The sequence below is a fragment of the Bradyrhizobium sp. 482_C4_N1_8 genome (genome assembly GCF_052075965.1).
Taxonomy (GTDB): Bacteria; Pseudomonadota; Alphaproteobacteria; order Rhizobiales; family Xanthobacteraceae; genus Bradyrhizobium; species Bradyrhizobium barranii.
Genome location: NZ_CP197231.1, coordinates 5,573,348 through 5,587,236, shown reverse-complemented (window position 1 = coordinate 5,587,236; position 13,889 = coordinate 5,573,348). Strand labels below are relative to the sequence as shown.

The following is a 13,889-nucleotide window of genomic DNA, read 5'->3' as shown; positions in this document are numbered from 1 at the left end:
GCAAAGTGTGAAGCGGCTTTCCGATTAGGTCGTGCTCCATCAATGCGTTGAGGTGCGCACGCGCGCGATCGTCTCGCGGACGCCGGTCCAGGCCGGCTTGTCCGGCGCGAACTGCCGGCGCAGGAAGGTGACGAGCTCTTCGACTTGTGCGTCGCTCATGCTGTTCTTGAAGGCGGGCATGTAGCCGAGGTCGCTGGAGACGGGCTCGGTGACGCCGTGCAGGATCACCTGGACAAGATTGTCCGGCATTCTGCTGTGCAGATTGCTGTTGAGCGCGAGCGAGGGCCGGCTGCCGAACAGCGGCAGGCCGCCGACCTCGTGGCAGACGGCGCAGGCGCCCTGATAGAGCCGCGCTCCGGTGGAAGCGGCGGTCGCGACTTGCGTTGCGCCTTCGAGCTTCGCGGCGAGCGCATCCTGCGTCTGCGTATCGGTTGCGGGGTCGTTGAACGAGTTGAGGTAGATCGCCATCGCGCGGATGTCCTGGTCGGGTAGCGCCGTGAGATCCCTGACGATCGGCGCCATCGGACCGGCCGCCACGCCGTGATAACGCGACTGGCCGGTGCGCAAATAGGCGAAGAGTTCGTCTTCACTCCATGGAATCGGCGCATGCGAGAGCGAGGTCAGGGCCGGCGCTTCCCAGCCCTCGGCAAATCCACCCGCGAGATACGCATTGCGCTGCTCCGCGCCGAGCGCGTTGCGCGGCGAATGACACCCGGTGCAATGGCCGAGGCTCTCGACGAGATAGGCGCCGCGGTTCCACTGCTCGGATTTGGCGGGATCGGGCTTGAATTCGCTCGTCCTGTGGAACAGGGCATTCCAGCCCGCAAGCAGCGGGCGGAGGTTGAACGGGAAGGCGAGCGCATTCGCCGGCGCTGTGGCGCGAACCGAAGGCTGGGTCATCAGGTAGGCGTAGAGCGCCTGCATGTCGGCGTCGCTGGTCTTGGCGAAATGGGTGTAGGGGAAGGCGGGGTAGAGCTGCCGTCCGTCGCGGTGCAGCCCGTCGCGCATCGCGCGCTCGAAGGCGGGATAGGACCAGGCGCCGATGCCGGTCTCGACGTCAGGCGTGATGTTGGTTGAGTAGATCGTGCCGAACGGCGTCTGAAGTGCGCGGCCGCCGGCGTTGAGCACGCCATTGAGGCTGGTGTGGCACTCCGCGCAATTGCCGAGTGCTGCGAGTTGCTCTCCGCGCGCGATCGTCGCCGCGGAATAGACCGAGGCATCAGGCCGCGCGATCGGCGCGATGGCGCGTCCGGGCAAGAGGGCCGCGCCGACGCCGATCGCGGCGGTGCAGACGGCCGCGATCGTCGCGAAGATGCCGGCGCGCTTGGCGAACGGATTCTGCCAGATGCGTGACGGCGGCGGCGCAGCGGGCGCGGGCAGGGCTTGCGGCACGGGCGATGTTTCAGCGTGCAACCCCCTCAGGATACGCTCGGGCGTGAACGGCGGCTCGCGGAAGCGCACGCCGGTGGCATCGAAGATCGCGTTGGCGATCGCGGCTGCGCTCGGCACCGAGGCGGACTCGCCGACGCCGAGCGGCGGCTGGTCCTGACGCGGCAACATCAGCACGTCGATCTTGGGCACGTCGGGGAACGGGATGATCGGATAAGCGCCCCATTCGCGCGCCGCCACCGCGCCGCGCTCGAACGAAACCTCCTCCATCAGCGCGCGGCTGGTGGACTGGATGACGTTGCCGTGGATCTGGTGGCGCACGCCGTCCGGATTGATCATCAGGCCGGAGTCCTGCCCGGCGACGACGCGCGTGACGCTGACATCGCCGGTGGACTTGTTCACCGCAACGTCGGCAACCCAGGCCGACCACGCCGCACCATAGCCGGGAAACTTGCTGTGGACATAGAGCGCATAGGCAAAGCCGCGCCCGTGCACGATGTCGCCGTTTTTCTCTTCGCGGACAGGCCGGGGCGTCCAGCCCGCGCGCTCGGCCACCGCATTGACGAGATCGACGGCGCGCTGGTCCTTCAGGTAACGCAGGCGGTATTCGATCGGATCGACGCCGGCCTCGGTCGCGGCCTCGTCGATATAGGATTCATGCGCGAACGTGTTCGGCAGCGCCGAGACACCGCGAAACCAGGACGCGCGCACGATCGGCGCCATGTCGTGGGCGACGACGCGCATGTGGTCGTAGTCGTAAGGCGGAATCGCGGTGCGGTCGCCCATGTGGAGCACATCGGCCACCGGCGAGATTCGCCCCGTCAACAGCAGCGCCAATGTCGGCGCAGCGTTGGAAGGGTAGCGCGTGGCGAGGTCGTAGCCGGCGACGCCGCCGTCCGCGTCGAGCCCGCCATTGACGTCGATGAGCTGCGCCGTGCCCTTGGGCTCCCAGGCGTGCTCCTGCTCGCGCGTCAGCTGCACGCGCACGGGCCGGCCGACGGCGCGCGACAGCAGCAGCGCGTCCGCGGTGACGTCATCGGCGCAGTTGCGGCCGTAGCAGCCGGCGGCCTCCAGGCGGATCACCTCGATCTCGCTCTCGGGACGCTCGATCAGGAGCGCCAGATCGCTGCGCAGGACATGCGGGTTCTGCGTGCCGGACCAGACGCGGATGTCGCCGTCCTGGACATCGGCGACTGCGCAGGACGGCCCGATCGAGGCGTGCATCTGGTACGGCCACACATAAGTGCGCTGCATCGGCTTGGCCGCGCCCGATATCGCAGCATCGACATCGCCCTTGTCGATCAGCGTGCGCGGCGTCGATGGATGGGCGCGCAGCGCGGTCTCGACGTCGGCGAGATCGGTTAGATGAGGTGTCGGCTTCCAGCTCACCGCGAGCTGCTCCGCCGCGCGGATCGCGTTCTCCTCGCGCTCGGCGACCACGCCGACGAAATCGCCGATGCGCACGACGGCAATGATGCCGGGAATGTCGCGTACCGAGGCCTCATCCACCGCGATCAGGCTGGTGCCGACGAACGGCCCGGCATCGACGCCGGCATAGGGCGGACGCACCACCCGGCCGTGCAGCATACCGGGCACCCTAATGTCGTGCACGAAGGTCAACTCGCCCGTCGCCTTGGCGGGCAGGTCGACGCGGGGCGTCGACTGGCCCACGATGGCGTAGTCGCCAACGGACTTGAGTGCGACGTCGTCGGCAAGCTCGAGGCGAATGGTCTCGCCGCCGATCAGTTCGCCATAGCTGACGCTGCGGTTGTGCCCGCGCACGAGGCCGTCTTCGATCTTGAGGTCGCTGGCCGGCAGCTCCAGCCGCTCGGCTGCGCGCGCGATCAGAAAGTGCCGCGCTTGCGCGGCGGCCTTGCGCAGGGGGACGGCGGTGATCTGGATGGTCTCGCTCGCGATCGTCGCGCCCTGGTTTGGAACCACGGCGGTATCGCCGAGCACCACGACGACGCGCGCAAAGGACACATCCAGCTCTTCGGCGACGATCTGGCCGAGTGCGGTGCGGATCCCGGTGCCGAGATCGACATGGCCGTTATAGGCCGAGACCGATCCATCCGCGGTGATGCGGACGAAGGTTTCGGACGTGACTTCGTCCACGGTGCGGACGACGACGAGCGAACCGGATTGCCGCTCAGCTCCGTTCGAAAGAGGGGAGGCCATCAATCAACGGCCTCAGTGATCTGGCCGGATGCGCGCATCACCGCGCGCAGGATCTCGACATGGGTGCCGCAGCGGCAGAGATTGTAGCGCAGCGCCGCCAGCGCCTCCTGTTCGGTCGGCTGCGGGTTGATCGCGAGCAACGCCTTGGTGGTCATGATCATGCCGTTAAGGCAATAGCCGCATTGCGCGGCTTGCTCGTCGATGAAGGCCTGCTGCACCACATCCGGCTTGTCGTGCGTGCCGAGCCCTTCGAGCGTCAGGATGTCGCGGCCTGCACAGCCGCTCACGGGAATCACGCAGGAGCGCGCGGCGGCGCCGTCGATCAGGACAGTGCAGGTGCCGCATTCGCCCAAGCCGCAGCCATATTTCGGACCGTTGAGCGCGAGGTCGTTGCGCAGCACATAGAGCAGCGGTGTCTGCGGCGCTGCCGTGATCTCGTGGATCCTGCCGTTCACGGTGAGGCGGATCGGTGTCTGCGTCATCCTCGTTCCCAAGCCCGTGGCCAAGTGCTCATCAAAACCTACGTCGCGACGATACCGTTTGTACACAAACGTGCAAGCCGCGCATGCCGCACTGCAGCGCGACTGCCTTCTTTGTGGACAGAGCGGATAGGCAAATGGGGTTTTATGCGGCAGCCGCATCTTTTGCGCCGCACCGCCGCTTGACAGCCTTCGGGAGGGCGCGCAACATCGTTCGTATACGAATGATACCCGCAGTCGACTGGCTTTGGACATGGTGACTGAAACGACGAGCGCCGCCATCGACAAGATCCGTTGCGATGCCTGTCCGGTGATGTGCTACATCAAGCCGGGCGCGGCGGGCGCCTGCGACCGCTATGCCAACCACGACGGCAAGCTCGTCCGCGTCGACCCGCACGTGATCCTGGAACGCACCGTCTCGCATGGCGGGAAGCTCGTTCCGTTCAGCCGCACCGAAGACTGGGACGGCAAGATCGTCCACGAGCCCTCTACCTTTGTCACCGCGATCGGTGCGGGCACGACCTATCCCGACTACAAGCCGGCGCCCTTCATCGTCTCGTCCGAGATCGATGGCGTCGACATGGTGACTGTCGTCACCGAGGGCATCTTCTCCTATTGCGGCATCAAGGTGAAGATCGACACCGACCGCTATCTCGGCCCGGAAACCGCGACCGTTCGCGCGCAGGGCGAGGCGGTCGGCCACGTCACCACCAGCGAATACGGTTCGCAGATGCTGTCGCTCGGCGGCGTGCATCATCTCACCGGCGGCTCCAAGAAAGAGGGCCGCGTCACCTGCGATACGCTGATGGATCTCGCCAATTGCAAGGCGGTCGAGCTCACCATCGACGGCGGCGCAAGCGTGGTGGTGCAGGCCGGCCAGGCGCCGATCGTCAACGGCATGAAGGAAGAGCGCATGCGCGTCGGCTGCGGCTCGGCGACGATTGGCATGTTCGCCAAGCAATGGCACGGCAAGGTCGACGAGGTCGTCGTCGTCGACGACCACATCACCGGCGTGCTCTCGGAGCACCAGGCCGGCAAGCTGCTCGACATCGCCGACACCGGCATCAAGATGAAGGGCCGCCGCTCGACGCCGGGCCGCTATTTCCAGGTCGCCGATCCCGGCACGGGGTGGGGCGGCACCAACATTTCCGATCCGCTGGCGATTCTCGGGCCGTTCGACGCCAAGGAAGCCAAGCCTGGTCTCTCCATGCTGATGGTCTCCACGACCGGCGAGCACTCGTCTTACTATGTGCTCGACGAGGCCCTGAAGCCGGTCGAAACCGAGATGCCTGATGACCTGAAGTTCTCGGTCGAGCGCATCCAGGAGAATTGCGAGCCGGCGCTGTGCACGGTGTTGTTCATGGCGGGGGCCGGCGGCTCCTTGCGCGCCGGCGTCACCGACAATCCGGTGCGGCTGACGCGTTCGGTGAAGGACGCGCTGACGCGCGTCACCAGCGGCGGCGCGCCTGTTTATGTCTGGCCGGGCGGCGGCATCACCTACATGGTCGACGTGACACAGATGCCTTCAGGCGCGTTCGGCTATGTGCCGACCCCGGCGCTGGTCGCGCCGATCGAGTTCACGATGAAGCTGTCCGACTATGCCGCGCTCGGCGGGCACATGGATTATGTGAAGCCGCTGTCCGAGGTGCAGAGCGGTGACGACGTCCGCCAATTGCCCTGGCAGAATCCGATTCCAGGGCGCTGGGCATGACCAGGCTCCCGCAAATCGCATTGCTGTCTGGTGGCCGGCGGCTGCATTTGCAGGATGGACCGATTGATCTGATCGTGGAGGCGAGGGGGCGCGCTGACGCAGTGCGTGCGGCCTATGAGGCAGCGGCGCAGCATTTCACCGGACTGCTCGACGAACTCTGCGCGGAATTGCCGGAACTGCGGACGGCCGCTGAAAAGCAAACTTCGCTAAAAGGCGTGGTGGCGCGTCGGATGCACGCTGCTGTCGCACCCTATGCCGCCGATTGCTTCATTACGCCGATGGCCGCGGTTGCCGGCAGCGTTGCAGAGGAGATTCTTGGCGCCATGCTGGGCGCTGCGACGCTCGATCAGGCCTATGTCAACAATGGCGGCGATATCGCGCTGCATCTCGGCGAGGGCGAGCATTTTTCGGTCGGCCTGATGGATCGGCCTGATCGTGCCGGCGTGCTGCGCAAGATGAGGGTCTACTCAGGTGATCCCGTGCGCGGCATCGCGACCAGCGGGCGTCACGGCCGCAGCTTTTCGCTCGGCATTGCCGACGCGGTCACGGTGCTGGCTGCCACCGCATCGCAGGCCGATGCGGCCGCGACGGTCATCGCCAATGCCGTCGATCTGCCCGGGCATCCCGCCATCATCAGAAAGTCTGCGAACGAGCTTCAGCCCGACAGCGACCTCGGCGCGCGTCTCGTCACCCGCGATGTCGGTGAATTGTCGCAGAGCGAGATCGCGGCCGCGCTGGAATCTGGCGCGGAATGTGCACGGCAATTGTTCGATCGTGGATTGATCGAGGGTGCCGTGTTGCAGCTTTGTGGTGATATGCTTGTCATCGGAACCAGGGATATGGAAGAGCAACGAACGCGCCCGCGCATGCTGGAGAACGCGGTCTATGCCTGAACAGGGAAGCGAAACATGAGCGCGATCATCCGCAAGATCGTCACCGTCGTCGAAGAGACGCAGATGGAAATGGGCCGCCAGGTCTCGCCGCCGACGCGGCGCGCAGCGGCGATCGCCGTGATCGAAAATCCCTTTGCCGGCAAATATGTCGAGGATCTCTCGCCCCTGATCGCGATCGGCGAGGAGCTCGGCGAGCTCCTGGCGAAGCGCGCGGTGGCGGCGCTGGGCATCGATGGCGCGAAGGCGCAAAGCTACGGCAAGGCCGCGGCTGTCGGCGAGAACGGCGAGCTGGAGCATGCGGCGGCTATCCTGCATCCGAAGATGGGCGCTCCGGTGCGCAAGGTCCTGAGCAAGGGCGCGGCGCTGATCCCATCGTCGAAGAAGCGCAGCGGCCCGGGCACGACGCTGGACATTCCGCTCGGGCACAAGGACGCAGCCTTCGTGCGCAGCCATTTCGACGGCATGGAGGTGCAGATCAACGACGCGCCGCGCGCCAACGAGATCATGGTCGCGGTCGCCGTCACCGATAGCGGCCGTCCCTTGCCGCGCGTCGGCGGGCTGACGGTTGCGGAAGTGAAGGGTGAAGACGGTTTGAAATAGAGTTTGAACCGGGGAGGCGGGCATAGCTTCTCCGACAAGATCACGCTGAAGACGTAGAGAGTTCAAAACTGGAGGTTGGGATGCGAGCGAGAAACACTTTTGTGGGCGCGGCCTTCGCGCTGCTGGCGGGCGGCATGGCTCATTCGGCCGTGGCGCAGGAGATCAAGATCGGCGAGATCAACAGCTACTCGCTGTTGCCGGCGTTCACCGAGCCCTATCGCAAGGGCTGGCAGCTCGCAGTCGAACAGGTCAACGCGGCCGGCGGCATCAACGGCAAGAAGCTCGTCGTCGTCTCCAAGGACGACGGCGGCAAGCCGGCCGATGCGCAGACCGCTGCCAACGAGCTCGTCTCCAGCGAGGGTGTTGCGATGCTGACGGGTACGTTCCTGTCGAACATCGGCCTCGCCGTCAGCGACTTCGCCAACCAGAAGAAGGTGTTCTTCCTCGCGGCCGAGCCGCTGACGGATGCCATCACCTGGTCCAAGGGCAACAAGTACACCTTCCGTCTGCGCCCCTCCAACTACATGCAGGCGGCGATGCTGGTGGAAGCAGCCAGCAAGCTGCCGGCCAAGCGCTGGGCGACCATCGCGCCGAACTATGAATACGGCCAGTCCGCGGTCGCGGTGTTCAAGAAGCTGATGTCGGAGAAGCGCCCCGACATCCAGTGGGTCGACGAGCAGTGGCCGCCCCAGGGCAAGATCGACGCGGGTCCGGTGGTGCAGGCGGTTGCCGCGGCCAATCCCGAAGCGATCCTCAACGTCACCTTCGGCGCCGACCTCGTGAAGCTCGTGCGTGAAGGCAACACCCGCGGCCTGTTCAAGGGGCGCGAGGTCGTATCGTTCCTGACTGGCGAGCCCGAATATCTCGATCCGCTCAAGGACGAGACGCCGGAGGGTTGGATCGTGACCGGCTATCCCTGGTACTCGATCAAGACGCCCGAGCATGACGCGTTCCTGAAGGCCTACCAGGCCAAGTACAACGACTATCCGCGCCTGGGCTCGATCGTCGGTTACCAGACCATCAAGGCGGCCGCTGCGATCCTTGCGAAGGCCGGCTCGACCGATCCGGAGAAACTGATCGCCGCGGCGGAGGGGCTGTCGATGCCGTCGCCGTTCGGCGAGATCACCTTCCGCAAGATCGACCACCAGTCGACGCTCGGTGCCTATGTCGGCAAGACCGCGCTGAAGGACGGCAAGGGCGTGATGGTGGATTCTTCTTACAAGAAGGGCTCGGACTATCTGCCGAGCGACGCCGAAGTCGATAAGCTGCGTCCGAAGGACTGATGTGAAGAGGAACCGGGGCCTCGTGGTTCGAGACGCGCGGCGTTGCCGCGCTCCTCACCATGAGGGTCCCGGACCTCATCCTGAGGAGGCGCGTAGCGCCGTCTCGAAGGATGAAGCCCCATACTGAGACTTATTCTTAACCCGGACCGCCGATGGCCTTTTATGTCGTACAGTTTCTGACCGGTCTCGCCAGCGCAGCGTCGCTGTTCCTGGTGGCCTCGGGCCTGTCGATCATCTTCGGCGTGACGCGGATCGTGAATTTCGCGCATGGCGCCTTCTACATGATCGGCGCCTACATCGCCTTCACGCTGACGGAGCGGCTTTCGGGTGCGTTCGGCTTCTGGGGCGGGATCGTCGTCGCCGCGTTTGCCGTGGCCTTGATCGGCGTCATCGTCGAGATGGTGCTGCTGCGCCGCATCTATCACGCGCCCGAGCTGTTCCAGCTGCTTGCGACCTTCGGCCTGACCTTGATGGTCGAGGATCTCGTCGTGCTGATCTGGGGCCCCGACGATCTCGTCGGCCGCCGCGCGCCGGGCTTCAAGGGCGCCATCGATTTCTTCGGCCAGAACATCCCGAGCTACGATTTGTTCCTGATCGTGCTCAGCCCGGTCGTACTCGGCATTCTCTGGCTGCTGTTCCAGCGCACGCGCTGGGGCGTGCTGGTGCGCGCGGCGACGCAGGACCGCGACATGGTCGCAGCGCTTGGCGTCAACCAGAAATGGCTGTTCACATCCGTGTTTGCGGTCGGCGTCTTCCTCGCCGCACTCGGCGGCGCGCTCCAGATCCCGCGCGATGCCGTGCATCACGCCATGGATTTGCGGATCATCGTCGAGGTCTTCGTCGTCGTCGTGATCGGTGGCCTCGGCAGCATCGTCGGCGCCTTCGTTGCGGCGGTGCTGGTCTCCGAGCTCAACGCCTTCGGCATCCTGATCTTCCCGAAGATCTCCATCATCCTGGTCTTCCTGGTGATGGCGGTGGTGCTGATCGTCCGGCCCTGGGGTCTGTTCGGCAAGCCCGAGGCGCCCGCGCGCAAGACACCAGGCCTCACTGTTAATCCCTGGCGGCCGCTGAAGTCGAACGAGCGGCTCGCGGCGCTTGCCGCGCTCGTCATCGCGGCGACGTTGCCGCTGTTCGCCGGCAATTATGTTCTCACAGTCGGTTCGGAGATTGCGATCTTCGTGATCTTCGCCGTCAGCCTGCATTTCCTGATGTCGGTCGGTGGGCTCGCGTCCTTCGGGCATGCCGCTTATTTCGGTCTCGGCGCCTACGGCGTCGCCTTCCTCGCCAAGATGGCAGGGCTGCCGATGGTCGTGTGCCTGCTGCTCGGGCCGCTGCTGGGCTGCATGGGCGCGGCCGTGTTCGGCTTCTTCGCGGTGCAGCTTTCCGGCGTCTATTTCGCGATGCTGACGCTTGCGTTTGCGCAGATCGTCTGGTCGATCGCGTTCCAGTGGGTGAGCGTCACGGGCGGCGACAACGGCATACTCGGCGTCTGGCCGTCAAGCTGGGCGGCGAGCCCGGGGCATTTCTATTGGTTGGCGCTCGGCGTTGCGGCAATTGTGACGGTTGCGCTTCGGGCCATGGTATTCTCGCCGTTCGGCTACGCACTCAGGGCCACGCGCGACTCGCCTCTGCGCAGCGAGGCGGTCGGCATCAATGCCAAGCGCATCCAGTGGACGGCGTTCGTGATCGCAGGCACGACCGCCGGCATCGGCGGCGCGCTGTTCGCCTACCTCAAGGGCAGCGTCTTCCCCGACAATCTCGGCATCTCGCTGTCGGTCGACGCACTGGTCATGGTGCTGCTCGGCGGCGTCGAGACGGTGTCGGGCGCGGTGATCGGCGCCATCGTCTACAAGGCGCTCAACATCTGGCTGGTCAGCCAGACCGACCTGTCGAAGCTCGTACTCGGCGGCTTCATCGTGCTGATCGTCGTCGTCTTCCCCAAGGGCATCGTCGGCACGCTGGAGATGCTGGCGCAGCGGCGCAGGAAGACATCGCCGCCGGGATCTCCCTTGCTTGCCAAGCCGATCGAGTCCGTCGAATGAGCGTCGCACCCCCACTTCTCGCGGTTGAAGGCCTGTCCAAATCCTATGGCGGCATCCACGCCGTGCGCGGCGTCTCGTTCTCGCTGCGATCAGGCGAAATTTTGGCGCTGATCGGTCCGAACGGCGCGGGCAAGAGCACCTGCTTCGACATGCTCAACGGCCAGAACAAGCCTGATACCGGCCATGTCCGCCTGCTCGGCGAGGAGACCACCGGCAAGAAGCCGCGCGAGATCTGGCGGCTCGGCGTCGGGCGCACTTTCCAGATCACCGCAACCTTCGCGACGATGACCGTGCGCGAGAACGTGCAGGTCGCGCTGATCTCGCATGGCAAGCAGCTATTCAATCTCTTCGGCTCGGCGCCGAACTTCGACCGCGGCGAGGCCGGGCGGCTGCTCGAGCTCGTCGGCATGGGCGGCTACGCCGATCGTCCCTGCGGCGAGCTTGCCTATGGCGACCTCAAGCGGCTCGAGCTTGCGGTTGCGCTTGCCAACGAGCCCAAGCTGCTGCTGATGGACGAGCCAACCGCCGGCATGGCGCCGCGCGAGCGCGTCGATCTGATGCGGCTAACGGCGCAGATCGCGCGGGAAAAATCGATCGGCGTGCTCTTCACCGAGCACGACATGGACGTGGTGTTCGAGCATGCCGACCGCATTATCGTACTCAACCGCGGCACGCTGATCGCCGAAGGATCGCCGGCCGAGGTGCGCGGCAATCCGCAGGTGCAGGCCGTCTATCTCGGCGAGGGCCTGCTTTACGATGCCGGGCATGGAGCCTCCGCATGAAGCTCACGGTGCAAGACCTCAACAGCCATTACGGCCCGGCGCATATCCTGTTCGACATCGGTTTCGAGGTCGGCGAGGGCGAGGTGGTGGCGTTGCTCGGCCGCAACGGCGCCGGCAAGTCGACGACGTTCCGCTCGATCGTCGGGCTCGTTGCCCAGCGCTCGGGGCGCATCATGTTCGAGGGCAAGGATGTCTCGGCGCGCCCGACGCATGAGATCGTGCGCGACGGGCTTGGTTACGTGCCCGAGGAGCGGCGCATCTTCACTGATTTGACGGTGGAGGAGAATCTCGAGGTCGGCCGGCAGCCGAAGCGTCCGAACGCCCCGCACTGGACCCGCGAAAAGCTGTTCGCGCTGTTTCCAAATTTGGGTGAGATGAAGAACCGACCGGGCGGCCGCATGAGCGGTGGCGAGCAGCAGATGCTCACCATCGCGCGCACGCTGATGGGCAATCCGTCGCTGGTGCTGCTCGACGAGCCCTCGGAAGGCCTGTCGCCGAAGATCGTGGAGCAGATGGTCGATGCCATCCTGACCATGAAGAAGGAAGGCGTCAGCATCGTCGTGTCCGAGCAGAATTTGCACTTTGCGCGGCTGATCTCCGATCGCGCCTATATCATCGAGCGTGGCCGCATCTGCTTCGGCGGCACCATGGCCGAGCTCGACGCGCGTCCGGATGTCCGCGACGCGCATCTGTCGTTGTGAGGGGCGGGGAGCGGATGGCAAGAAGCGTTGCGGCGAAGAAAAGCGTCAAACCGGCAAAATCGTCTTACGTGCTCGACGAGCAGGTCGGCTTCATCCTGCGTCAGGTCTGGCAGCGCCACAGTTCGATCTTCTCGCGCGACATCGGCACCAATCTCACGCCGACGCAATGGGCGGCATTGTCGAAACTGGCCGAGACTGGGCCATGCTCGCAGAACCAGCTCGGGCGGCTGACGGCGATGGATGTCGCGACCATCAAGGGCGTGATCGACCGCCTGACCGCACGAGGCCTGACCGAGACCAGCCAGGATCCCGAGGACGGACGGCGGCTTCTGGTCAGCCTGACGCGCGCCGGTCAGCAGCTTGCGGAGAAGGTCGCGCCGAGTGCGCTCGCGATCACCCGGGAAACGCTGGCGCCGCTCGATGCCAGGGAGCGCGAGATGCTGATGGCGCTGTTGAACAAGCTGCGGTGAGGACGGTGCCGTAGGGTGGCAAAGCGAAGCGTGCCCACCGTTCTTCCTCAAGTCGCAAAGATGGTGGGCACGGCGCTTCGCGCCTTTTGCCCACCCTACGGCAGTTGAACAAGGGGCGGGAACTGGCGACTAACCTCGATGAAGGGTTTATCGAGGTTGTCGTCATGCGAGCAGTCACGCGATTTGCGATGGTTCTGAGTCTTACTGCCGCGTTGGCGAGCAGCTGCACTGCCGCCTTTGCCGCGCAGCCCTACGAGGGCTTCTGGGCGTCGACCAAGAAGGATTGCCGCGATCAGGACAGCGCCAGCCGGATGAGCATCGAAGGCGGCAACCGCCTCTATTGGTACGAGACGCGCTGCCGCGCCGGCGAGATCACCGCAGACGGCAAGCAAAGCTGGAAGATGCGGCTTGCCTGCGAAGGCGAGGGCGAAAAGTTTCGTTCCAATCCTCGGGTTTCGGTCGCGACGGATGGCCGGCTGGTGATCGAGAATGGCCCGGTCGGCCAGGCCAAGCGCCAGACCTACGTGCGCTGTGAGGTCGCAAAGAAGCGCTGATCCCTCACGTCTTCCCCGGCCATTTGGCGCGGTAGCGGATCTCGCTGCCGTCGGCGAGCCGCCGCCACGTGCCGAACTCCGGCGTATGCGGCGCCCGGGCCGTCAAGTCGATCGGATAGATCCGGCTCGGCTGGCCCTGGATGTTGATGGTGAGCTGCCGGTGCGAGGTTCTAAAGGCAAGCTCGACTTCGCCTGAGATGACAGGCTGCTCACCATCACGATAGAAGGCCGCGGGGGTCACTTCGCCCGGCATGGTGTTGAGGTCGGTCTGCAATTCGATTGCAATGCCCTGCGGCGACGTCGGCACCGTGGCGCCGGCCGGAAAGCGAACCTCGAACACGAGCAGTGGATTGCTGGCGTTCGGATTGAGCCAGGGCGTTGCGGTCGCATACGCGTAGACGGCGTAAGTGACACCGGCGGCGAGGCAGAGCAGGACGACGACGCCGAATGACTTCAGGCTGTTGCGTGCGAGGCCGCCGCTATTGTCGTCCTTGCGTGTCGCCAGCTTGGTGGCGAGCACCAGGCCGATAACTGCGCCGATGGGGGCGATGACGAACAGGGCGACCAGCCCCGTCGTGATCGGGTCTGCACGATTGCCGAAGCCGGTCAGATCGAGCAGCCCGATCGTGGCGATGAAGCCTGCCACCGCACCGGCGATGCCGGCGGCAATCCGCAGCGAACTTTTCATGTCTCCCTCGATGGTCCAGCAATGAACTGCCGCCGCCGAGGGCTGCCTGCGTTAGACGCAGCAGGCAGCAGACTTGTTCAATGCCTTCGAGGGGCGATGCCGAGCGGCGAGCCGCTCCG

At 65.4% G+C, this 13,889-nt stretch carries 12 protein-coding genes; 9 read left to right on the top strand and 3 right to left on the bottom strand.

Annotated features, from left to right (window positions below; genetic code table 11):
- Window positions 1-39: 39 nt before the first annotated feature.
- Complete coding sequence (locus AB7Z56_RS27045; RefSeq protein ID WP_063983957.1) at window positions 40-3,567, bottom strand: molybdopterin cofactor-binding domain-containing protein; 3,528 nt, start codon at window positions 3,565-3,567, stop codon at window positions 40-42.
- Window positions 3,567-4,049: a (2Fe-2S)-binding protein gene (locus AB7Z56_RS27040; protein ID WP_063983956.1), complete on the bottom strand. Its 483-nt coding sequence runs from the start codon at window positions 4,047-4,049 to the stop codon at window positions 3,567-3,569. The genes AB7Z56_RS27045 and AB7Z56_RS27040 overlap by 1 nt, the downstream gene beginning before the upstream one ends.
- 250 nt (window positions 4,050-4,299) lie before the next feature.
- Between AB7Z56_RS27040 and AB7Z56_RS27035 the strand changes: the two genes are divergently transcribed.
- The 9 genes from AB7Z56_RS27035 (at window position 4,300) to AB7Z56_RS26995 (ending at window position 13,082) form a co-directional block, all read left to right on the top strand.
- Window positions 4,300-5,757 (top strand): 6-hydroxynicotinate reductase, encoded by a 1,458-nt coding sequence (locus tag AB7Z56_RS27035; RefSeq protein WP_187387735.1) that lies wholly within the window; start codon window positions 4,300-4,302, stop codon window positions 5,755-5,757.
- Window positions 5,754-6,650, top strand: a complete 897-nt coding sequence (locus AB7Z56_RS27030) for a UPF0280 family protein (protein WP_063983955.1) — start codon at window positions 5,754-5,756, stop codon at window positions 6,648-6,650. Before AB7Z56_RS27035 ends, AB7Z56_RS27030 begins: the two co-directional genes overlap by 4 nt.
- A gap of 15 nt (window positions 6,651-6,665) precedes the next feature.
- Window positions 6,666-7,250, top strand: a complete 585-nt coding sequence (locus AB7Z56_RS27025; RefSeq protein ID WP_063983954.1) for an amino acid synthesis family protein — start codon at window positions 6,666-6,668, stop codon at window positions 7,248-7,250.
- An 80-nt stretch (window positions 7,251-7,330) separates the two neighbouring features.
- Window positions 7,331-8,533: an ABC transporter substrate-binding protein gene (locus tag AB7Z56_RS27020; RefSeq protein WP_063983953.1), complete on the top strand. Its 1,203-nt coding sequence runs from the start codon at window positions 7,331-7,333 to the stop codon at window positions 8,531-8,533.
- 152 nt (window positions 8,534-8,685) lie between these two features.
- A complete protein-coding gene (locus AB7Z56_RS27015; RefSeq protein ID WP_441256540.1) occupies window positions 8,686-10,575 on the top strand; it encodes an ABC transporter permease in 1,890 nt (629 codons plus the stop codon).
- A complete protein-coding gene (locus tag AB7Z56_RS27010; protein WP_063983951.1) occupies window positions 10,572-11,357 on the top strand; it encodes an ABC transporter ATP-binding protein in 786 nt (261 codons plus the stop codon). The genes AB7Z56_RS27015 and AB7Z56_RS27010 overlap by 4 nt, the downstream gene beginning before the upstream one ends.
- A complete protein-coding gene (locus AB7Z56_RS27005) occupies window positions 11,354-12,058 on the top strand; it encodes an ABC transporter ATP-binding protein (RefSeq protein WP_085404805.1) in 705 nt (234 codons plus the stop codon). Before AB7Z56_RS27010 ends, AB7Z56_RS27005 begins: the two co-directional genes overlap by 4 nt.
- 14 nt (window positions 12,059-12,072) lie before the next feature.
- A complete protein-coding gene (locus tag AB7Z56_RS27000; RefSeq protein ID WP_063983949.1) occupies window positions 12,073-12,528 on the top strand; it encodes a MarR family winged helix-turn-helix transcriptional regulator in 456 nt (151 codons plus the stop codon).
- A gap of 164 nt (window positions 12,529-12,692) precedes the next feature.
- Window positions 12,693-13,082: a hypothetical protein gene (locus tag AB7Z56_RS26995; RefSeq protein ID WP_441256539.1), complete on the top strand. Its 390-nt coding sequence runs from the start codon at window positions 12,693-12,695 to the stop codon at window positions 13,080-13,082.
- Between the two features lie 4 nt (window positions 13,083-13,086).
- On the opposite strand, the gene AB7Z56_RS26990 is transcribed toward AB7Z56_RS26995, so the two are convergent.
- On the bottom strand, window positions 13,087-13,770 hold the full coding sequence (locus AB7Z56_RS26990) for a hypothetical protein (protein WP_441256538.1): 684 nt from the start codon (window positions 13,768-13,770) through the stop codon (window positions 13,087-13,089).
- Between the last annotated feature and the right edge of the window lie 119 nt (window positions 13,771-13,889).